The sequence below is a fragment of the Chryseobacterium sp. SIMBA_029 genome (assembly GCF_046535275.1).
In the GTDB taxonomy this organism is placed as follows: Bacteria; Bacteroidota; Bacteroidia; order Flavobacteriales; family Weeksellaceae; genus Chryseobacterium.
Genome location: NZ_JAWRXA010000011.1, coordinates 158,549 through 181,268 on the forward strand (window position 1 = coordinate 158,549; position 22,720 = coordinate 181,268).

21 protein-coding genes are annotated in these 22,720 nt (G+C 37.2%); 14 read left to right on the forward strand and 7 right to left on the reverse strand.

Annotated elements, in window-relative coordinates:
• Genes thiM through tenA form a run of 4 tightly spaced genes read left to right on the forward strand, consistent with a single transcriptional unit; the run spans position 1 to position 2,897 of the window.
• Positions 1–798 carry a hydroxyethylthiazole kinase gene (gene thiM, locus SB679_RS19420; protein ID WP_410703985.1) on the forward strand — a complete coding sequence of 266 codons (798 nt, stop codon included), beginning with the start codon at positions 1–3 and terminating at the stop codon, positions 796–798.
• Positions 795–1,430 carry a thiamine phosphate synthase gene (thiE, locus tag SB679_RS19425; protein WP_410703986.1) on the forward strand — a complete coding sequence of 212 codons (636 nt, stop codon included), beginning with the start codon at positions 795–797 and terminating at the stop codon, positions 1,428–1,430. The genes thiM and thiE overlap by 4 nt, the downstream gene beginning before the upstream one ends.
• Complete coding sequence (gene thiD, locus SB679_RS19430; RefSeq protein WP_410703987.1) at positions 1,427–2,260, forward strand: bifunctional hydroxymethylpyrimidine kinase/phosphomethylpyrimidine kinase; 834 nt, start codon at positions 1,427–1,429, stop codon at positions 2,258–2,260. Before thiE ends, thiD begins: the two co-directional genes overlap by 4 nt.
• Positions 2,247–2,897 (forward strand): thiaminase II, encoded by a 651-nt coding sequence (gene tenA / locus SB679_RS19435; RefSeq protein WP_410703988.1) that lies wholly within the window; start codon positions 2,247–2,249, stop codon positions 2,895–2,897. The genes thiD and tenA overlap by 14 nt, the downstream gene beginning before the upstream one ends.
• A 278-nt stretch (positions 2,898–3,175) precedes the next feature.
• Here tenA and SB679_RS19440 read toward each other — a convergent pair whose 3' ends face one another.
• From SB679_RS19440 to SB679_RS19450, 3 genes are all read right to left on the reverse strand, one after another.
• The gene (locus SB679_RS19440; protein WP_410703989.1) at positions 3,176–5,908 is read right to left on the reverse strand and encodes a TonB-dependent receptor plug domain-containing protein; all 2,733 of its coding nucleotides are present in this window, start codon (positions 5,906–5,908) and stop codon (positions 3,176–3,178) included.
• 240 nt (positions 5,909–6,148) lie between these two features.
• A complete protein-coding gene (locus SB679_RS19445) occupies positions 6,149–8,479 on the reverse strand; it encodes an ATP-dependent helicase (RefSeq protein ID WP_410703990.1) in 2,331 nt (776 codons plus the stop codon).
• Positions 8,480–8,567: 88 nt separating this feature from the next.
• A complete protein-coding gene (locus SB679_RS19450) occupies positions 8,568–9,560 on the reverse strand; it encodes a hypothetical protein (RefSeq protein ID WP_410703991.1) in 993 nt (330 codons plus the stop codon).
• 109 nt (positions 9,561–9,669) lie between these two features.
• On the opposite strand from SB679_RS19450, the gene SB679_RS19455 reads away from it, so the two are divergent.
• The 3 genes from SB679_RS19455 to secG all read left to right on the forward strand — a co-directional run bounded on the left by SB679_RS19455 (position 9,670) and on the right by secG (position 13,598).
• Positions 9,670–10,983, forward strand: a complete 1,314-nt coding sequence (locus SB679_RS19455; RefSeq protein WP_410703992.1) for a M16 family metallopeptidase — start codon at positions 9,670–9,672, stop codon at positions 10,981–10,983.
• Positions 10,984–11,089: 106 nt separating this feature from the next.
• Complete coding sequence (locus SB679_RS19460) at positions 11,090–13,120, forward strand: M16 family metallopeptidase (RefSeq protein WP_410703993.1); 2,031 nt, start codon at positions 11,090–11,092, stop codon at positions 13,118–13,120.
• Positions 13,121–13,250: 130 nt separating this feature from the next.
• Entirely contained in the window at positions 13,251–13,598 is a 348-nt protein-coding gene (gene secG, locus SB679_RS19465; protein ID WP_034710519.1) for a preprotein translocase subunit SecG, read from the forward strand.
• A 60-nt stretch (positions 13,599–13,658) separates the two neighbouring features.
• Here the strand turns inward: secG and SB679_RS19470 are convergent, their stop codons facing one another.
• Together SB679_RS19470 and recR are read right to left on the reverse strand one after the other, a co-directional pair.
• Positions 13,659–14,495 (reverse strand): glycosyltransferase family 2 protein, encoded by an 837-nt coding sequence (locus tag SB679_RS19470; protein ID WP_410704020.1) that lies wholly within the window; start codon positions 14,493–14,495, stop codon positions 13,659–13,661.
• Between the two features lie 11 nt (positions 14,496–14,506).
• Positions 14,507–15,118 (reverse strand): recombination mediator RecR, encoded by a 612-nt coding sequence (recR, locus tag SB679_RS19475; protein WP_034710517.1) that lies wholly within the window; start codon positions 15,116–15,118, stop codon positions 14,507–14,509.
• A gap of 117 nt (positions 15,119–15,235) precedes the next feature.
• Here recR and SB679_RS19480 point away from each other — a divergent pair, with 117 nt between their 5' ends.
• From SB679_RS19480 to SB679_RS19505, 6 genes are all read left to right on the forward strand, one after another.
• The gene (locus SB679_RS19480; protein WP_410703994.1) at positions 15,236–15,841 is read left to right on the forward strand and encodes a hypothetical protein; all 606 of its coding nucleotides are present in this window, start codon (positions 15,236–15,238) and stop codon (positions 15,839–15,841) included.
• Between the two features lie 13 nt (positions 15,842–15,854).
• Positions 15,855–16,346, forward strand: coding sequence for a hypothetical protein (locus SB679_RS19485; protein ID WP_410703995.1), 492 nt, complete (start codon positions 15,855–15,857; stop codon positions 16,344–16,346).
• A 111-nt stretch (positions 16,347–16,457) separates the two neighbouring features.
• On the forward strand, positions 16,458–17,903 hold the full coding sequence (locus SB679_RS19490) for an aminoacyl-histidine dipeptidase (RefSeq protein ID WP_410703996.1): 1,446 nt from the start codon (positions 16,458–16,460) through the stop codon (positions 17,901–17,903).
• A 91-nt stretch (positions 17,904–17,994) separates the two neighbouring features.
• A complete protein-coding gene (locus SB679_RS19495; RefSeq protein ID WP_410703997.1) occupies positions 17,995–18,543 on the forward strand; it encodes a hypothetical protein in 549 nt (182 codons plus the stop codon).
• 3 nt (positions 18,544–18,546) lie between these two features.
• On the forward strand, positions 18,547–19,128 hold the full coding sequence (locus SB679_RS19500; RefSeq protein ID WP_410703998.1) for a TIGR00730 family Rossman fold protein: 582 nt from the start codon (positions 18,547–18,549) through the stop codon (positions 19,126–19,128).
• A gap of 74 nt (positions 19,129–19,202) precedes the next feature.
• The gene (locus SB679_RS19505; protein ID WP_410703999.1) at positions 19,203–20,147 is read left to right on the forward strand and encodes a DUF4062 domain-containing protein; all 945 of its coding nucleotides are present in this window, start codon (positions 19,203–19,205) and stop codon (positions 20,145–20,147) included.
• Positions 20,148–20,200: 53 nt separating this feature from the next.
• Here SB679_RS19505 and SB679_RS19510 read toward each other — a convergent pair whose 3' ends face one another.
• Positions 20,201–20,530 (reverse strand): ferredoxin, encoded by a 330-nt coding sequence (locus tag SB679_RS19510; protein ID WP_410704000.1) that lies wholly within the window; start codon positions 20,528–20,530, stop codon positions 20,201–20,203.
• 12 nt (positions 20,531–20,542) lie between these two features.
• Positions 20,543–21,598, reverse strand: a complete 1,056-nt coding sequence (locus tag SB679_RS19515; protein WP_410704001.1) for an NAD(P)/FAD-dependent oxidoreductase — start codon at positions 21,596–21,598, stop codon at positions 20,543–20,545.
• A 156-nt stretch (positions 21,599–21,754) separates the two neighbouring features.
• On the opposite strand from SB679_RS19515, the gene SB679_RS19520 reads away from it, so the two are divergent.
• Positions 21,755–22,525, forward strand: a complete 771-nt coding sequence (locus tag SB679_RS19520) for a DUF3108 domain-containing protein (protein WP_410704002.1) — start codon at positions 21,755–21,757, stop codon at positions 22,523–22,525.
• The last annotated feature ends 195 nt before the right edge of the window (positions 22,526–22,720 follow it).

The window sequence follows — 22,720 nt, forward strand, 5'->3', positions numbered from 1 at the left end:
ATGGAAAAAAACCTCTGGAAGCAAGTACAGCTTGTTAAACAAAATGCTCCTCTCATACACAATATCACAAATTATGTAGTCATGAATACTACGGCTAACGCACTGTTAGCTGCAGGAGCTTCTCCGATCATGGCCCACGCAAAATCCGAAATTCAGGAGATGGTCAACATTGCCCATTCACTTGTCATCAATATGGGTACCCTTGATGAATACTGGGTAGAATCGATGTTGATGGCGGCAGAAACAGCCCATTCAACAAAAAAACCATGGGTACTGGATCCTGTAGGCGCCGGGGCAACTTCATTCCGTGATCGTGTGGCAAGCCAGCTTCTGTCCTATCAGCCTACCGTCATCAGAGGGAATGCCTCTGAAATCATTGCGCTGGCCAAGGCTAATATAACTATGACAAAAGGAGTCGACAGCACTGCACAAAGTACTGAGGCTATAGAAGCAGCAAAAACTCTTATCCATCAATACCATACTATAGTCTGCATTTCCGGTGAAACAGATGTCATTATGGATGGCAGCCAAACTATTTTCCTTAAAAACGGACATCCTTTAATGACCAAAGTAACAGGTCTTGGCTGTTCTGCATCAGCATTAGTCGGAGCCTTCATAGGAAATACAGACAATATCATTGAAGCAATAGCAGCAGCTATGGCATTAATAGGGATAGCAGGCGAAATCGCGGTTCAGCATAGTAACGGACCAGGCAGCCTGCAGGTTAATCTTATCGATAAATTGTATACGATCTCTGAAGAAGAGTTTATGAGCCATTTAAAAATCGAAAGACGATGAGTCTGAACCCTTTCCCTTACCAGCTCTACCTTGTTATTTCTGAAGCAGACTGCAAAGGACGAAACTTTCTGGAAGTTGCAGAACTAGCCATTCTTGGAGGCGTAGACTGTATTCAGCTGAGAGAAAAAAATGATTCTACAGCTGAATTTATTCATAAAGCAAGACAACTGAAAGATATAACGGATCAATATAACATTCCACTGATTATTAACGATAATCTTGAGGTGGCTCAACACATACAGGCAGCAGGCATTCACGTTGGAAATCAAGATGCAAAACCTGTTGATCTGAGAAAAATGCCCTTCATGCAGGACCGGATTATTGGCTACTCTATTGAATATCTTTCTCAGCTTGAAAATGAACAAACCGCTGCGGCAGACTATCTGGGAATAAGTCCTGTTTTTAAAACCGATACCAAAAAAGATACGGTAACAGAATGGGGCCTTGAAGGCATCAGAACTATCAGAAAACTTACAGATAAACCATTGGTGGCCATCGGTAATATTCATTTGAAAAATGCCAGGGAGATCATCAGAGCCGGAGCTAACTGCATTGCAGTCGTATCTGCGATTTGTGGTGCTAAAGATCCTCAAAAAGCAGCCTATGAACTTAAAAATGAAATAGTACAATGAAAAAATACAAATATCCATCAGTATTAACTATTGCGGGATTCGACGGAAGCGGAGGCGCAGGAATTCAGGCAGATATTAAAACAGCTTCCGCTTTAGGATGCTTTTCTACATCGGTATTAACTGCTTTACCGATACAAAATACACAGGGAGTACGGAAAATATATCCTATCCCGGTAGAAGCAGTTGCAGATCAGATTGAAGCGATTCTGGATGACATTGTTCCTGATGCCATCAAAATCGGAATGGTCCATACTCCGCAACTTGTTGAAACGATTGTTGAGACATTAGGTAAATATAAAAAGATCCCTCTTGTATTTGATCCCGTGATGGTAGCAACCAGCGGACATCGCCTGATCGAAGAGGAAACCATTGCCGCTATTACAGAAAAACTCTTTCCTATTGCAGATATTATTACTCCTAATATGGATGAAGCTGCTATTTTAGCCAATATGCCCGTACAAACCCTGGAAGATATGTATACTGCCGGAAAACATATTAAAAAACTGGGCTGCAGCAGTATTCTTCTCAAGGGAGGACATCAGGAAACCTCAACCATTACTTCATTATTTTATGATGAAGAGGACAATTACCATTCTTTTGAAACCGTGAAATTCAGTACCAACAATACCCATGGTTCAGGATGTACTTTATCCTCCGCAATCGCCTCCTATCTCGCCCAGGGAAAAACGTTATATGAATCCGTATCTCTTGGACAGCAGTATGTTTTTCAAGCGATAGAAAGCGGAAAAGATGTACAAACAGGACTTGGAAATGGTCCGTTGAATCACTTTTTTAATCCTCAAAAACTTATTAAAAATGAAATGGTCTGAATACACATGGCAAGTTATAGAAGAACGGTATCAGTCGATCCTGGAAATGCCATTTATCAAAGAATTATCAGCAGGAAATCTTCCTCAGGAAAAATTCCGTTTTTACATGATGCAGGATTCTTTATATCTGGAACATTTTGGGAGAACGCTTTCCGTGATTGCAGCAAAAATTCATGATATCAGGGATGTCCTTGCTTTTATAAGATTTGCCGAAAATGCTATTGTAGTAGAAAACGCCCTGCATGAATTTTATTTCCAGGATTTCGGAGTTACGGATAAAGGAATATTAGAGCCGGCATGTCATCATTATATTCATTTTTTAAGAAGCACAGCAGCCCTGGAATCTGTTGAAATTGCAGCAGCTGCAGTTCTACCCTGCTTTTGGATTTATAAAAAAGTCGGCGATTATATTTACACCCATCAAAATGCGGTCAATAATCCTTATCAAAAATGGATTGACACGTATGGCGGTGATGAATTTGCCGTTGCTGTTAAACAGGCCATAGCTATCTGTGATACCCTTGCTGAAAACAGTACCCAGGAAACACAAAAAAGAATGACGGAAGCATTTGTTATGGCTTCACGGATGGAATATGATTTCTGGGAAGCAGCATATGAATTGAAAATATGGAAATAGTTTCTACATGAAAAAAAGACTCATTTTTATAGGGTTTGCGTTCTTGTTGATAGTGAAAAATTATGGAAACAGACCAAACATGACGTTTTAAGCTCATTAGAAACGTCAATGACTACTTCTGAAGTTACCCCGCTTCTGGCATAAAAAATACCCCTGGGAAAACACTGTGTTGCAGAACAGCAGGTTATCTCAAGGGTTATTGAATTGATACAGGCAGAAGACTGTACCTAGAAAGTATGAAAGTTAGTTACAATTAGATCTCTGACTTTATTTAACCTTTAAAAATTGAAATTAAGTCTTGAAAACACATATCTTCCGTTCTGCCCAAACTGAGACGTTGAACGGGAATAGATGAACTGGTCATTATTCGTGGATGCCGTAAGGTTTTTGGTAGGATAAATATCAAAAAGGTTATTTACTCCAATCGTCAGGCCTACATTTTTGGTAAACTGGTAAGCAAAAGATACATCTGTAATGATCTTATCTGCAATTTGCTGATGCTCGTTAAAACCAATAATACCGTCACCATTTACATCAATGATATCTGCACCGGTTACTTTTCCGAAGTATGTATTTCTAAGATAGAAACTTGCACTTTTCCAGGAAAGCGTATGGGATAAACTGGCTTTTACTTTTGGTACAGCTTCTTCCAGATATACTCTTGATTTCTCTGAAAAATAAATTTTCTCCAGATTCGGAGACTGCAGCAGCCCTGAAGAATGGATATTTCCTACTTTTCTGGTTTCGTTAAGGTTAACAGCAAAATTATTATCCAGTTTAAAGCCGGAGAATCTTGTATTATGTGAAATAACGATATCCAATCCTTTGGTTTCCGTATCGATGGCATTGGTGAAGAATTGAGCTGCATTCACTTGTGCTTTATCATAAGCTATCTGTGCAGCAACAGGGACATCTGCCCTCAAAAACTGATCGGTAAGGATGATTCTGTTTTTAATTTTAGTAAAATATCCATCTGCTGTAAAGGTTAGATTGACAGAAGGAATTTTATAGGTAAATCCTACACTTGCTGATTGAGACGTTTCCTGCTTTAATTTTGGCATTTGTAAGAGCCCTGCGATCTCGGAATCATTACTGAAAGTTCCTACGTCCAACAATTGACCATTGGTAAATAAAGTAGACGTCACATTATAGTAGATCTGATGGATGGAAGGCGCTCTGAACCCCGTAGAACCGGCCAGCCTGAAATTCAGATTCTTATCAACTTTAATTCTTGAAGCCAGTTTATAGTTAAATGTAGACCCGAAATCTGAATAGTTCTCATATCTCGCTGCCGCATCCACTAACAGCCAATCGGTGAAATTAAATTCAAAATCTGCATATCCCGCTACTGACTGCCTGTTTTTATCCACTGCATTCCCTGGTCTAAACCCACTGAATACCTGTGAACCACCCGGAAGTGCATTTCCAAAGAAATCTGTTGGTCTCAGAGAATTTCCGGTCCATACATTTCCTGAAACATCGTAGGTTGCATACGAAGCTTCATCTCCTGCTGTTATTTTAAAGTTTTCATAGCGGTGCTCCGCCCCGAAAGCGATATTAATCCCGCTCCATACATCATATTTTTTAGCCAGATCTAAATTGATGGTATTTTGGGAAAACCTCAATCCTCCGGCATTAAATTCACTCGGTGAAGCAAATCTTAAAGAAGTATTTCCGGTATTCTGAATAGTATAAGTGAAAGAATTCTGTCCGAAAGTATTACTCAAATCCACATTCCAGCCATTCCAATTTCCTTTAATTCCCGCTGAAAGAGAAAGATCCTGGATATCCGTTCCGATCTGTGGCAGATAACCATCTGCATACAATCCTGTAAATGTTCGACTCTGATTCGGTCTTCTGTAAAAACCTCCTGAACTTCCATGTCTGAAACTATACCCTCCAAAAGTATAAACCTTCCAGTCGTCATTCAAAGGAACTTCAATATTGGCAAAAAGCTGGTGATTATTCAGTTTAGACTGTCCCACCTGCATATTAAAATCTTTTCTGTTCAAGCCTCTGTACGCCAGTTCCTGATCCGTTACATCCGTTCCTAAAATTTTCTGAAGCGCTCCAATGGTGCCCGCCCCCTGAATCTGACCTTGCAAAGTAGGAGAAAAATAATTTACATTTTGGGCATATTGATGGATATAATTAACGATCTGCTGGGAATTGGGTGCATTTCCTATATTATTAAACAGTGACGAAAGATTCACTCCATCATTTAATGCTCTCTTCTCAATCGCGTTATAAGCATTGTAAATGGCTCCGCTTTCTGTTCCTGCTCTGTAAGTAGGATTTCTGAATTGTGAAGACCAGGTGATGTTATAAAAACCACCTCTTTTTCCTATTTTATTTCCATAATTAAGATCAACCTGAATATTCTGGCCGTCAAAATCTCCGGTATGATCATTGGCTGTAGGCGTTAGATTTCCACCGTAGCTCAACTGCCCGGTCAGTTTTCCGGTATCTCTTTTTAATTCAAGATTGATCACTCCAGCAATTGCGTCTGAACCGTATTGGGCTGAAGCACCATCACGAAGTACCTCAATTCGGGTTAAAGCAAAAGAAGGAATCGAGTTAAGATCCGTTCCTACCGTTCCTCTTCCGGGTGTTCCGTTTACATTCACTAATGCTGAGGTATGTCTTCTTTTTCCATTCACCAACACCAATACCTGATCCGGACCAAGCCCTCTTAACTGAGCAGGATCCAGGTGATCTGTTCCATCCGAATTAGTCTGAATGGTAGAAGTAAAAGACGGCGCAATCGCATTCAGGATCTGCCCGATCGTAGATTGAGGTAAAACAACGGAAGATTCTTTTATATTGAACACATCTACAGGAACCGGACTGTCTACTTTTGATCTCGCTCCGCTTCTTGATCCTAAAATAACCACTTCCTCCACATTAGTAGATTTCACCGTATCCTTTTTCTCTTGTTTCTCCTGTCCGTAGGCATAAGATCCCAGGAAAAATAAAACAGATGCGGAAAAAAAAGTCTTTCTATTTATCATAGCTTTCTAATAATTTATTATAATTTATGTTTTTTTTGAAGGAGCAAATGTAAAACATATTTATAAGTCTACAAAACCAATAGACTAATAACTGATAGAAAATCACTATCATCTATTTCATATCTTTTATAATAGATCCTAAAACCGACCCTGATCTGTTAATATACATCACAAAAAAAACGGATTCGTGTGAATCCGTTTCTAAATTATTTCTGTATTAAAGTTAAAATTTCACTTTAATTAAATTTTTGTCAGTTTAGCATATTTCAGGATGAGGTTCTTTTCGCCTTCATGCATAAATACGACTTTCGCTTTTATATTTTGTGGATCTGTACCGTCCAGGAACGTGACTTGTCCAACCCCGAAACGGTCATGTCTCACTTTATCTCCAACTTCGATATCCTGAGAGGAAGATCCACTTGGGTTAATAATTTTAGCAGTGCTTACCGGTTTCAGTTTTCTTGGTTCGGCAATAGGTTTTGAGCTTTCGTTCTTTTCAATGGTTTTCTTTTCCACTTTCTTGAAACTTCTGGCCTCCGTAGGATATTCATCAAAAATATTGGATTTAACGCCTGAATTATTGATAAATCTTTTTTCCATCACCGGATTAACGAATTCTATATATTGCTCATCAACTTCACTAAGGAATCTTGATGGTTCGGCATCGGTAATTTTACCCCATTGAAAACGGGAAACGGCATAGGAAAAGAACGCCTGTTTTTCAGCTCTTGTTAAAGCAACATAAAATAGTCGTCTTTCTTCTTCCAGATCTTCTCTGGTGGCAGAACTCATAAAACTCGGGAACAGATTTTCTTCAAGACCTACCAGGTGAACCACCGGGAATTCCAGTCCTTTGGAAAGGTGAATGGTCATCAGAGAAACCATATCTTCTTCATCCCCTTTATTTTGGGTATCTGCAGAAAGGGCAATATTTTCAAGGAAATTGGATAGACTTGGATCTCCGTCTTCCAACTGAATCTGCTCTTCAATGAATCCCTGCATCGAGTTCATTAATTCCTGAATGTTTTCTACACGGGAAATCCCTTCAGGAGTCTGATCATCTTTCAAAAACTTAATCAAACCGCTTCGTTTAGCCACTTCCATAGCCACATCATAAGCGGTTTCGGTTTTTAATAAGACCTGAAATGCTTTGATCATAGACCAGAAATCATTCAGTTTATTAAGAACTCCATTATTGAATCCCAGCTGAGGGGCATACATTGGAAGATTATCCAGCACTTTGGAAACAGAAACGTTTTGCGCATCTGCAAAAACAATCAGTTTATTCTGGGTGGTCTCGCCAATTCCTCTTGTAGGATAATTGATAATTCTCATCAGTGCTTCCGAATCATTTTCATTGATCAGAAGACGCAGATAACCGACAAGATCTTTTACTTCTTTCCTTTGGTAGAAAGAAAGTCCGCCGTATACTTTGTACGGAATATTTTTACGTCTTAAAGCCTCTTCAAAGGCTCGCGTTTGAGAGTTAGTTCGGTATAAAATAGCGAAATCGCTGTATTTTCTCTGGTCACGGTTTCTAAGTTCCCAGATATTTCCGGCAACGAAATTGGCTTCATCAGCATCGGAAAGTGATCGGTATACTTTAATTTTATCACCTTCTTCATTATCACTGAATACATTTTTTTTGAACTGCTGTAAGTTTTTAGCGATTACAACATTCGCAGCATTCACGATATTCTGTGTAGAACGGTAATTTTGCTCCAGAGAAACCGTAACCGCATCAGGATAATCTTTTTTAAAGTTCAGGATATTGTAAATGTTCGCTCCACGGAAGGAATAAATCGACTGTGCATCGTCTCCCACCACGCAGATATTTTCAAATTTTGAAGACAGCGCTTTTACAATAAGATACTGAGAATGGTTGGTATCCTGGTACTCATCCACCATGATATATCTGAAACGGTCCTGATATTTTGCTAACACCTCAGGAAAACGGGTCAGTAATTCATTGGTTTTTAGCAACAGGTCATCAAAATCCATGGCTCCGTTCCTGTAGCAGGCATCTACATATTTCTGATAGATCTGCCCGATGAATTTCATGTTGGCTTTTTCATCTGCTTCAATCAATTCCGGGTTGTTGAAATACGCTTTTACCGTAATCAGGTTGTTTTTATAGGTAGAAATTCTTGACTGAACTTTTTTAGGTTTATAAAGATCAGCATCGATATTCATGTCTTTCAATACTTTTCTGATGACGTTCAGGGCATCCTGCTGGTCATAGATCGTAAAATTGGAAGGATATCCCAGAAGATGGGCTTCACTTCTCAGAATTCTTGCAAAAACAGAGTGAAAGGTTCCCATCCAAAGGCTTCTTGCATTGCTCATCCCTACCACTTTTGCGATACGGTCTTTCATTTCACGGGCCGCTTTATTGGTAAAGGTAAGCGCCAGAATGTTGAAAGGGTCTATTCCATTATGGATCAGATGGGCGATACGCATGGTAAGCACACGCGTTTTTCCGGAACCGGCACCGGCAAGTACCATCAAAGGGCCTTGTATCGTAGTAACAGCTTCATGTTGTGGTTCATTGAGTCCTTTCAGATAATCCATACGGCAAAAAAAATTTGGGAATACAAAATTAATGTATTAAAAGGAGAATTCAAATTATGAGATCCATTTATAAAAACTAATGCATCTGTTACTGATCGTTTTTGGGTTTTGATAATAATTGATTGACCTCTTTTTTTAATTTTTCCTCTCCAAGATAATCTCTGGAATACTCTTCGGAATTGATAACGATCTTGCCTGTCTCATCATCAATGAGTACCATCACGCCTCTGGAGTTCGATGGTTCTTCTTTCCAGTAATTTAGCATCCAAAATTTTTTAGAAAGAGGATATAACTGAATAATGCGATCCCCTTCAGCAAGCAAAACTGCCGCCTGACGAACGTCTGATTCTGACATTTTAAAGTGAAATCCTGCCGGATAATACAATCTGTGTCTTCTATTATCATACTCTTCTGTTAGAACATCACCTGCCGAATATGGGTACGTATCAAATGTTTTAGCAATAACTTTTTTAGTTTTATCATCTATTAAAATAGCTATTCTTGATGGAAGTGGACTTTTCTCCACAAATTCCCAAAATTCTCCGGAAGGAGTAACCAACTTTCTAAATAAAAATCTTGGAGCCCGTGTCGGAGAGATCAATACATTGGGATTAAGTCCTACACTCTCCAGCACATGAAATATCTCTTCCACAGAAGAGGTGAATAAAACATCCCCTATTGAAGGGCCTTTTTCAATCGTATTTCCAGTATTGAGGTAGTACGTTTCCTGCAAATTATCTTCATTCCTACCAAAAACTATTTTCTTTTTCACAAGTTTTCCGTTTTTATTATAGCAATTGCTTCGGTTCCATTTCAAAAGTTTATAAAAAGCTTCAATAGCACTGTGAGGGTTACTCAGTGGCGGCTCTATATCTTTACAATACAATATATTATTTGCCGAGAACTGCAAAAACAACCCTTGATCCTGCTGCAACTCCAGAGAATCTTTCGATATCATATTCTTACTAAAATTCTTGCTCACTGACGGCTTTTTATCAAAATGATCTTTCACTTTAATTTCCTGTGCCGTTATTCCTATCAAAGAGATAAATAAAAAAAGAGGTACATAGGTATTCATCATTGAGTTTTCAGGATTATTTTCTATAGACAAAAGTCGTTAAAAAAATATTCACATAATTGTAACAATTAGAATATTTTGGGGACTTATTGCTAAAACAATTTCTACTTTTATGAAAAAACGACTTCTTTCTGTTGCTGCTGTGGCTTTCTTCGGAATGATGCTGAACGCGCAACAAATTAAATTCGAAGAGTACGACCTTCCAAACGGTCTTCACGTAATTCTTCATCAGGACAATTCTGCACCGGTAGTTACAACGGGTGTAATGTACCACGTAGGTGCTAAGGATGAAGTAAAAGGGAGAACGGGTTTTGCACACTTTTTCGAGCACCTTTTATTCGAGGGTACCCCTAATATCAAAAGAGGCGACTGGTTTAAAATTGTTTCTTCAAACGGAGGACAAAACAATGCCAATACAACGAATGACAGAACGTATTACTATGAAACTTTCCCGTCTAACAACGAACAGTTAGGTCTTTGGATGGAAGCTGAAAGAATGCGTCATGCAGTGATCAACCAGATTGGGGTAGATACTCAGAGAGAGGTAGTGAAAGAAGAGAAAAGATTAAGAATGGACAACCAGCCTTACGGAAATCTTTTCCCAACCATTCAGAAAAACCTGTTTACCAATCACCCATACAACTGGCCGACGATTGGTTCTATGGATGATTTAAATTCTGCTAAATTAGAAGAATTCCAGGCATTCTATAAAAAATATTATGTTCCAAACAATGCTACATTGGTAGTGGCTGGAGATATTAAAATTGGAGAAACTAAAAAATGGATCGAAGACTATTACGGAGGAATCCCTAAAGGAACTCTTTACCCTAAAGACTATCCTAAAGACACTCCTATCACTCAGGAAAAAGAAGTAACAGCAACTGACCCGAACATCCAGCTTCCAGCTTATGTTTTTGCTTACAGAACACCGGGAAATAAAGACAAAGATGCGTACATCCTTGATATGCTTTCTTCTTATTTAAGCAGCGGTAAATCTTCCGTTTTATACAAAAAATTAGTAGATCAGGAGAAAAAAGCACTTCAGGTAGCTGCTTTCAACCAGGGTCTTGAAGATTACAGTATTTTCGCATTCTTCGCCATCCCAATGGGACAGACTACCAAGCAAACGCTGCAGGCTGACATCGATGCTGAAATCAAAAAGCTTCAGACAACTTTAATTTCTGAGGAAGATTATCAGAAACTTCAGAACCAGTTTGAAAACCAGTTTGTAAATCAAAATTCAAGCATTCAGGGAATTGCCGCTTCATTGGCAACCAACCACGTATTGATGGGAAATACCAACCTTATCAATAAAGAAATTGACATTTACAGATCTATCACCAGACAAGATCTGCAGAATGCGGCTAAGAAGTATTTGAATTCTAACCAAAGAATAATCATTAATTACGTTCCTGAAAAGAAATAATCCCTAAATAGATACAGATATAATATTCAAGATATAAGACGTACAGTCGGTCATTCTTACATATTATCAATTATTTAAAACAGGATTAAAAAACAATTTTTTACAAATGAAAAAGCAATTAACATATATAGCGGTAGCATTTTTATTCGCAGGAATGCTTTCAGCACAAAAAATAGACCTTAATGCAATGCCGAAGCCGGGACCTACTCCAGCGATCAACATTGCGAAACCAAAGACTTTCCAACTGAACAACGGTCTTACAGTAATGGTTGTTGAAAACAACAAACTTCCAAGAGTAAGCGCTAGCCTTTCTATGGACAGACCTCCTTACTATGAAGGAAATATCACAGGGGTAAGCGAAATCATGGCAGAACAGCTTGAAAACGGAACTACCAATATGAGCAAGGATGAGTTTAATAAAAAGGTAGACTTTTTAGGAGCTAACTTAAATTTCTCTTCCGGAGGTGCTTCTGCAAGCTCTCTTTCAAAATATTTCCCGGAAGTATTAGGCTTAATGGCTGATGCTATCGTGAATCCAAAATTCTCTGCTGAAGAAATTCAAAATTCTAAAGAAAGAACAATTGAAGGCTTAAAATCTGATGAGAAGAATGCTTCATCTATTGCAGCAAGAGTTTCCAATGCTTTGATGTATGGGAAAAACACTTCAAGAGGAGAATTCGAAACGGTAGAATCTATCGGTAAAATTCAATTGGCAGACGTACAAAACGTTTATAAAAAATATTACGCTCCGGACAATGCTTATTTAGTAATTGTGGGAGATGTGAAATTCGATCAGGTAAAAACTATGGTTGAAAAAGCATTCAGCAGCTGGAAAAAAGCCAATACAACTTTTGCTCCTTTGGAACCGGCTTCTAACGTAGCAAAAACAGAGATCAACGTTGTTGACGTTCCTTCCGCTGTACAGTCTGTGGTTTCAGTAAGCAACCTGAACAACCTGAAAATGAAAGATCCTAATTACTTCCCTGCAACAATGGCCAACTATATCCTAGGTGGCGGTGGTGAAGCAAGACTTTTCATGAATCTTCGTGAAAAGAACGGATTTACTTACGGTGCCTACTCAAGTATGACAGCAAGCAAGTATTCTCCGGAATTCTCTGCTGAATCAAGCGTAAGAAACGAAGTAACAGACAAAGCGGTTAAAGAATTCATGAATGAACTTAACGCTATCTCTACGGTAAAACCTGAAGAACTGGAAAATGCTAAAGCTAAATTGAAAGGATCTTTCATTATGTCTTTAGAAAAACCTGAAACGATTGCAAGATTTGCTCTAAATCAAAAAGTTCAGGATCTTCCTTCTGATTTCTATACAAATTACCTGAAATCTATCGATAAAGTAACGACTGCAGATATTACCAATGCTGTAAAAGCTACGATCCTTCCTAACCAAAGCAGAATTTTCATTGCTGGTAAAGCATCTGATATTTCTGAAGGACTGGAAAAACTAGGCTACCCGGTAAAGTATTTTGATAAAGATGCTAATCCTGTAGCTAAAGCTGCTGCTCAAAAAGTGGACGCCAGCGTTACCTTAGGATCTGTTGCTGATAAATACATCAACGCAATCGGAGGATTGGCCGCAGTACAGAAAGTAACTTCTATTTCCACTGATGCCACTACGAAAGTACAGGGAATGGATATGACCATGAAGTTGATCCAGGCTAAAGGTGGAAAAATGGCTATGGAAATGAAAATGATGGGTAACACTGTTCAAAAAATCATTTTCGACGGTAAAAACGGATATGTAGAAGCACAAGGACAGAAAGTTCCGCTTAACGATAAGCAGAAAGCTGAAATGTCTGATCCTGAACTTTTCCCGGAATTGACTTTTGCTAAATCAGCAGAATATAAATTAGCCGGAATCGAAAAATATAACAATGAAGATTCTTACGTAGTAAAAGGAGCAAAAGATACCTACTACTACAGCGTAAAAACTGGCTTAAAAACCGGTGAAGTAAAAGGCAGCGAAGAAGGTTCAGTTCCGACAAGCTATGCTGATTACAAAGATGTATCTGGAGTAAAATTACCATTCACGATCATCCAGAATATGGGTGGAATGGATATCAACCTTGCAGTAAAATCTTATGTGGTAAACCAGGCTAAGGATTCTGATTTCAAATAAGAACACCTTAATAGATAGAAAAACGGTAGCAAATGCTGCCGTTTTTTATTTTTAGTAATATTTACGGGCTTTTTTTTGTCATTCGATAAAAAAAGATTAAATTTGCCCATTCAAAAAGATATCAAAATTAATGGATACTATATTTATACTATTGATGGTTCTTATTATGATTGCTAGTGTTTTACTGGTAATTGTTGTTATGGCTCAAAACCCGAAAGGAGGCGGCCTATCAAGTACTTTCGGAGGTGCTTCACCTGCACAGTTTGGAGTACAGAGAACAAATGATTTCATGGAAAAATCTACATGGACTCTAGGCGGAACAATCATTGTTCTTATTCTTTTAAGCGTTGTGATTACAGGTAAGCCTTCACAAGTAGCTGCTGCAAAACAACCCGTTAAGAAAGAAGCTCCGGCACAGCAATCCGCTCCTGCTTCTTCTACACCAGCTCAGGCGCCAGCAACGGCACCTGCTAAATAAGCAAATAGCTCATTTACATACAAAATAAAAGCAGTTCAAATTGAACTGCTTTTTTATTTTCTATTTTAGTTTGATCTTCTCGATTTTATGTCTTAAGCTTAACCCTGCTTTCAAAAATGAATACTGCACCGGTTTAGCATCCCTGTAATATTTATTAATGAAGACCTGCATAGCACCGTAGAACCGCTCCAGATACACCTCATCCTTTATTGTACTCTCCCCTTTATGATGCAGAATGGAAGCTTTTCCGTAATAATAGTTCTTGTATCCTTTTTTCAGTAGTGTATAACAGATGTCGATATCTTCACCATACATAAAGTAGGTTTCATCAAGAGCACCTGTTTTTTCGTAAACCTCTTTTTTGATCAATAAAAATGCTCCTGTAACCACATCAATTGATGTCGTTTCATACTCGCCAATATCATTTCTATAATAAGATTTTGAATTATTCTTTTTGAAGTTGGTAAACAGTTTTTCAAAAGAATTGAACATATCAGGAACCGAACGCTTGCTTTCCGGCAGGAAATTTCCCTTTGCATCATGCATCCTTACACCCAGACATCCGAAATTCTCTTTGGCATCCGCAAAGTCCAGGATATCTTTCATATAAATCCCTTCCAGTTCTGTATCAGGATTTAATAATAAAAGGTATTCTCCTTTTGCTTTTTTGACAGCTTTATTATTGGCTTTTGCAAATCCCTCATTCGCTGTAGATGCTATAAAATGAAATTCAGGGAACTTGGTGATAAGGCTTTTCCACGAAACGTCTGGCGAGGCATTATCAACAATAATGACCTCATGGTCTACTTCTACATATTTCTGAAGAGAAAACAGACAATTGTTAAGCAATTGCGTGACGTTATAATTAACGATAATGATGGACAGCTTCATGGTTATTCTTGTTCAATTTAATCCTTTTCGTTATACGGAAGCCTGTTGATGATCGACCTTCCCAAAGAAATTTCATCAGCATATTCAAGCTCATCTCCTACCGATATTCCTCTTGCTATGCTTGAAAAACTCACATCGAGATTTTTGAATTTCTTATAAATGTAATAGGCTGTAGTATCTCCCTCCATCGTCGCACTCAATGCAAAAATAAATTCTTTCACTTTGCCTTCATTCAGCTTTTTTTCTATACTCGGAATATTAAGCTGATTGGGGCCTATACCTTCCATCGGAGAGATTTTTCCACCTAGGATCAGATATTTCCCTGTATATTTTCCTGTATTTTCAACGGCAATTACGTCGCGTACATCTTCTACAATACATATCAGCTCGTCATTTCGCTTATGATTACTACAGATTTCGCAGACCTCAAAATCGGAAAAATTGTGGCATTCTTTACAGTACTTAATTTCTGTAACAAGGTTAATCAGTGAGTTTCCAAGACTCAATGCTCTGGAATTTGGCTGTTTCAATAAATGTAATGCTAAACGCAAGGCCGTTTTCCTGCCGATCCCCGGTAATCCGGAAATTTCATCTACCGCTTTTGCCAGAACTTTACTAGGATAATCCATACTACAAAAATAAGACAAAAAGATGATTATCCGTGATTTTACGGTGGTTAAATAATGATATAATTCCAATAAATAAATTATCTTTGGAATATATTAATTTGAGAAAATAATAAACTAATGGTACTTAAAAATCTTAATTATCCACTTGATTTTAAATTTAAAATCTCCACTTTAGCCAGCGACTTCAATATTACCGATAAAAACGGTAGTTACGTAGCCTACGTTCGTCAGAAAATGTTCAAGCTAAAAGAAGATGTAATTGTTTTTAATGATGAAAGCAAATCTAAAGAGCTTTTCAGAATTAAAGCCAATCAGTGGATCGATTTCAATGCTTCTTATTCTTTAAATGATCTTGTTGACAATAAAAATTACGGAAGACTGGCCAGAAAGGGAATGCGTTCTATATGGAAAGCTTCGTATGATATTTTAGACTCCAATGATCAGCCTAAATTCACGATTAAAGAAGACAGCGCATGGGTAAGATTTTTTGACGGAATGGTTGGTGAAATTCCCATCGTAGGAATGTTCACTGGATATTTCTTGAACCCTTCTTATACAGTAACCGGAGCTGACGGAAAAGAATATTTCAAATTAAAAAAGATGCCTTCATTCTTTGGAAGAAGATTCCAGCTTGACAGAATAATTGACATTCCGGATGAAGACGAAAGTTTAGTAGTACTTTCTTTATTGATGATGGTGCTTTTAGAAAGAGCCAGAGGATAAAACAATACATACAATGAGATACTTAATTATTTTCTTTTCAGCATTCTTGCTGACTGCATGTAAAAAAGATAAAGAAACCGTTTCAGGCGCTGTATCTAAAGATTCAATGACTACTGTTCACGACTCTGCGAAAGTGGGTGCTACTGCAGAAAAAATCTTGATAGAACCCTTTCCTTTCCCTAAAGAAATTAAAGAATGTTCATGCTATTTCGCCAAAAACAAAGCAGATTTTGAAGCGGAAAAATACATTTACGCCGATGATGCCGGAAAAACAGCTTATATGAAGCTGGATGGTAAAAGACTAGCTATGAATCTTATCTCTTCAAGCGATATGGAAGCGGATGAAGAACTAAGCAAAGAAATAGAAAGCGGCGATTATAAAATCTCCGTAAAAGGTAAAAAAATAAAAAAGGAAGAAGCTTTATTGTTTGAAGGGACCATGACCATTGAAAAACCTGATGGCAGTATTGAAACCACTCCTATTTACGGCGAATGCGGATGTTAATGAAATAATAACCGTTACTATGTACCAACATATAGCCTGCCCATAAAAAAGAATGCTTCTGAATTTACAGAAGCATTTTTTATTTCGTAATTTTGATAAAAATAAAATTTCATGGAATTATCTAACATAGAACCACAGATAATCTGGAAAAATTTCTCCAAATTAAATGCGGTTCCAAGACCATCAAAGAAAGAAGAAAAAGTAATTGCATTCATCAAAGAATTTGGTGAAAGTTTAGGATTGGAAACCACCGTAGACGGTGTAGGAAATGTGATCATTAAAAAACCTGCCACTGCAGGAATGGAAGACCGCAAATCAATTGTTCTGCAGTCTCACCTGGATATGGTTTGCCAAAAAAATAATGACGTTACTTTTGATTTTGAAACTGAAGGTATCAAAATGGAGATCGATGGCGATTGGGTAAAGGCAAAAGGAACAACACTGGGAGCCGACAACGGTTTGGGAGTTGCTACCATCATGTCTATTCTTGAAAGTTCAGACATTCCACATCCTGATTTGGAAGCATTATTTACGATTGATGAAGAAACGGGTATGACCGGAGCCATAGGTTTGCAGCCAGGACAGTTAACGGGTAAGATTTTATTAAATCTTGATACGGAAGAAGATGATGAAATCGACATCGGCTGTGCAGGAGGAATTGACGTAACCGTTACACAGGACTATCAAACAGAAGCTTCAAAAGGACAGATCGTAAGAATCGAAGTGAAGGGCCTTCAGGGCGGTCACTCCGGAATGGACATCCATAAAGGCTTTGGAAATGCCAACATTATCTTAGGAAGACTTTTATATAAAGGATTGGCAAAAGAAAACATCCAATTGATTTCTATCGACGGTGGTGGCTTGAGAAATGCTATCCCAAGAGAAGGCGTTGCCCTTGTTTCGGTAAGAAATGCACAGGAATTCATTGAAGAGGTTACAACAGGACTGAAAAAAGAAATTTTAGAAGAATTTGCAACGGTAGAACCTCATCTTCAAATCAATATTGAACATTCAACAACTTCTGAAAAAGCAGTTTCTGAAGCAGATTCTAAAAAAATTATTTTGGTTCTAAAATCTCTTCATAACGGTGTTTACAGAATGAGCCCGGACGTAAAAGACCTGGTAGAATCTTCAAACAACGTAGCAAGGGTGGAACTGAAAGGAGGAAGTTTAAAAATCCTTAACCTTTCAAGATCATCTGTAGATTCTTCAAAAGATTCAGTATCAGAGCAGTTAAAATCTGTTTCTGAACTGGCAGGAATGAATGTAGAATTCAGCGGTTCTTATCCGGGATGGAAACCAAAACCGGGTTCTGAAATCGTTCAGTTGATGGAGAAGCTCTATATTGATAAATTTAAAGAAAAACCTCAGGTAGTAGCCTGTCATGCAGGTCTGGAATGCGGAATCATCGGTGCCAATTATCCTGCAATGGAAATGGTAAGCTTTGGTCCTACCATTCGCGGAGCTCACTCTCCTGAAGAAAAAGCAAATATTCCATCTGCCCAAAAATTCTGGAGCTTCCTGAAAGATATTTTAGCGAATATTCCGGAGAAATAATTTTATTAAAACCTTACATATTAATAGTATCTAAAGCCTTTTAACTTTAGGTACTATTATTTTTGATAACTATATACTACTATATAAAAGAATGAAAAATTTTCTCTATCTATTTCTTGTTTTGCTTAGTTCCCTAGTCTATGGCCAAAAATATCCACCCGCCGTAGTCGTGAAAAATACAAACGACACAGTAAAAGCAAAAATAAGAATCAGCACAAATATATTCTCTCCTGATAAGGTTACTGAATCCAGCTTTTACAAAGTTGTACGTCTGGTAGATGATAATCATAAAAAAATTGAAAAAATAAATGCCAAGGACATTAAAGAACTTACTTTTATTTTTAATGATCAGAAAAGAACTTATGTCAATGGCGGTAGAAAGCTTAAAGAAGTTATGTATTTAGGAAAAATTAAATGGTATCGAATTTTTAACCAGAACCCCTATGACCAGTCTATGCAATATGGCGATGAATTCATAGATGAAGACGGGAAAAGTTATTCAATCGGTATGTTTGGAGCAAGAAAGGCTACACTTTTAAAAGCAATTAAAAATAACCCTGAACTAACACAAGAGATAAAAGAATTAAAAGCAGCCACAACTGAAGACCTTATAAATATTCTAAAAAAATACGAATATTAAAAAATGAAAAGTATCACTGTATTTTGCGGTTCAAGCTTCGGCTCAGACGCAATATTTAAAGATCAGGCTGTATTGCTTGGACAAACATTGGCGCAACAAGATATTCAATTGGTATATGGAGGTGCCGATGTAGGATTGATGGGAGCTGTTGCAGACGGTGCATTACAGGAAGGCGGAAAAGTAATAGGTGTACTGCCTCGTTTTTTACAGTCTAAAGAAATTGCCCACACCCGGCTTACCGAGCTTATTGTGGTAGAAACCATGCACGAAAGAAAGACAAAAATGAATGAGCTCTGTGACGGAGTTATCGTTCTTCCCGGCGGTTACGGAACATTGGAAGAGTTTTTCGAAATGATCACCTGGGCACAGCTTGGCCTTCACCAAAAACCTATTGGAATCCTTAATATCGATGGTTTTTATAACGACCTCATCAAGTTGGTTCAAAATATGGTAGAAAAAGGATTTTTAAAACAGGTGAATAAGGAAATGCTTCTGATCAGTGATTCTGTTAATGAACTGCTGGAAAAAATGAGAAACTATAAAGCTCCTGCTGTTGGTAAGTGGATTTCTAAAGAAGAAGTATGAAGTACAATAAACTTCCCTTATATTTGATTTTTTAAAAGAAATATATAAAAACTATGGCCAAACCTCGGATTTTTATGAGTTCTACATTTTATGATCTTAAACAAATTAGAACCGACTTAGACTTATTTATAGATACTTTAGGATATGAAACAATTAGAAATGAAGAAGGGGATATCCCTTATGGTAAAGATGATGCTCTAGAAGAATATTGTTATAAAGAAATAAAATCAATTGATATTTTAGTATCAATAATTGGAGGAAGATTTGGTTCTGAATCTAAAAGAAATAACTCCTCAATTTCTCAAATCGAATTGAGGACTGCCCTAAAAGAAAACAAACAAGTATACATTTTTATTGAAAAAAATGTTTTAGCAGAATATGAAACATATTTGATAAATAAGGATAAAGAGATTTCTTTTAGATATGTTGACGATATTAGAATTTATCAGTTCATTGAAGAAATTAAAACTCTTAACAGTAATAATAACATTAAAGGATTTGATACGGCTTCGGAAATAAGTAAATACTTGAAAGATCAGTTTGCGGGATTATTTCAAAGGTTTTTAGAAGAACAAACTAGAATTAAAGAAATTTCATTAATAAGAAATCTCGAAAAAACAGCACAAACTTTAAATAAAATTGTTACAGTTTTAAGTGATGAAAATAAGGAAAAAGATGATGAAATTAATAAAATACTAATGATAAACCATCCTTTAGTTGAAGAATTAAGAAATATACTTGACATCCCATATAATTTTTACATTGAAGGTTTCAACGATATGAAAGAATTACTTTCAGCAAGAGGATACAAGTATGAAATTCCTTTAACATTTGAAGAGGAAACGTTTGATTATGAAATATTTGAGAAATCCAGTAACAGAAAAAGATATAAATTACAAATTGTAAAATCTATATTTGATGATGATTTGAAATTAAAGTTTATAAAAAAAACTGACTGGAGTAATGAGTTTATTCTTCACGAAGAAGAGGAAGAAGATGATGACGAACTACCCTTCTAGAAAAAAACTCTCGATTTCTCGAGAGTTTTTTATAATGTAAGCTAAGATTAATTCTAAGGATAAGGAGCAATCTCCACTTCCAGTCCTTCCATTTCTTCTACAATATGCAACTGGCAGCCTAATCGGCTGTTTTCTTTAACATGGTATGCTTCAGCAAGCATGGCATCTTCTTCATCACCCATTTCTACAAGTCCCGGATCATTGATCACATACACCTGACATGAGGCACACATCGCCATCCCGCCGCAAACTCCGATAGTTCCTTCTTCTGCTAATTCATAAGAACGGATGATCTCCATTAAGTTCATGGACATATCCGTTGGTGCTACAATATCGTGAGCTACACCGTCTCTATCGGTGATTTTAATATTAATATCTGACATAATTTTGCAAAATTAGTCAATTTTTTTCACAACAGCCTTCTCTGCTTCTTTTCGGCTTCCATCGAAACCATCTACTCCACTTACGGTGGTATATTTTAGTACGTATTTTTTACCCGGATTTAATCGGTTGTAGACACTCTGACACATTAAAGTAGCTTCATGGAAACCACATAAGATCAGCTTTAATTTTCCTGGATACGTATTGATATCTCCGATGGCATAGATTCCTTCGATATTCGTCTGGTAATCCAAAGCGTTATTTACAACGATAGCGTTTTTCTCAATATTCAATCCCCAGTTGGCGATTTCCCCTAATTTGGGAGTCAGTCCGAAAAGAGGAATGAAATAATCGGTTTCAATATCCTGAGCCTCCTCACCGTCTTTCACAACAGTAATCGCCTCCACTTTACCATCACCTTTAATTGCTGTAACTTCAGCTGGAGTGATCAGTTTGATTTTACCCTGATTTTTAATGTCCTGTACTTTTTCAACAGAATCCAAAGCCCCTCTGAACTCATTTCTTCTGTGAATTAAAGTTACTTCACTTGCCACATTGGATAAGAAAATACTCCAGTCCAGTGCAGAATCACCACCACCGGCAATGATTACTTTTTTATTTCTGAAATGTTCAGGTTCTTTAACGAAATATTCCAATCCTTTTTCTTCATAATCAGCCACATTTTCTATAGCCGGTTTTCTAGGTTCAAAAGTTCCCAATCCTCCTGCAATGGCAATTGCCTTTGCTCTGTGCACTGTTCCCTTATTCGTAACCACTTCAAACCATTCATCATCTACTTTCGTGTAAGAAACAGCCGTTTCTCCCAACGTAAATCCTGGCTGGAACTGTTTGATCTGCTCCATTAAATTATCTACCAAATCTCCTGCATTTACTGAAGGATAACCCGGAATATCGAAAATAGGTTTTTTAGGATAAAGCTCAGCCAATTGACCTCCCGGTTGAGGAAGTGCATCAATAATGTGACACTTCATTTTTAATAGACCTGCTTCAAAAACTGCAAAAAGTCCCGTAGGTCCTGCCCCTATGATTAATATATCAGTAGTTATCATAATAGAAAGATAATTTAATTATACATGTAGCCGCAAATTTAGTAATTTTAATGCGAAGCATATTTAATTCAGTCTAAATAAAAACCTGAGATTTATCAAATCTCAGCAAATAATTGAAAATATTAAATTTGGCAGTCTTTTTGTAGCCCTTTTATTATGAAAAAAGTTTTAAATTTTATTGCAGTATTTTTATTTTTTCTAGGTTCTGCTCAGATTGATAATATCGCTGACGGCGAATCAATTACCTTAAGAATTCATTATGGTATATTGAACGCCGGAACCGCCAATCTCACCACAAAAAAAACCAATTACAAAGGAGTTCCCCATTTGTATGTAAAAGGCACCGGCCAAACCACGGGCGCCGTAAAAGCTTTCTTTAAAGTGGAAGACCTGTATGAAAGCTTTATTAATGTAGAAACAGGTTTACCGAGCTTCTATGTAAGAAATGTGCGTGAAGGAAGTTACCGCCAGCATTTTGAAACGGTTTTCAACCATGACAATAATACTTTGATATTAACCGATAAAAAAACACCGGCCAATGGATCTAAAGTCATCAAATCGGTAAGAGGAATTCAGGATATGCTTTCATGCTTTTATTTTTTAAGAAGTAAAAGCTCGGCCGAACTGAAAGTAGGGACCGTCATCAACATGAATGTATGGATCGATGACGAGATGTTTCCTTTTCAGCTGAAAGTGATCGGTACGGAAGATTTAAAAACAAAATTCGGTACTATCAACTGTCTGAAAATTATTCCGTCTGTAAAAAGCGGAAGGGTTTTCAAAGAGAAGGAAGGTGTAACCATGTGGGTTTCCAATGATGCCAATCATGTACCAATGCTGTTGAAAGCAGAGCTGGCAGTGGGTTCCTTAAAAGCAAGTATTGATGATGTTAAAAACATAAAATACCCTTTAAAGTTTACCAATTAAGCATATAATAGTTAGTTTTTATAAAGAAATGTCTGCAAGCGTATTGCAGGCATTTTTTGTGTTATGTAATAGATTGTAGTACTGAGCTGTCCTATTAGTAAGATAACCTACAGACGAAAACGAAATTCTTCAATGACAGAATTTCAGAAATAACCATAAGAACAATCAGCTTTCAGATACGTTTTGTTTCTAAGG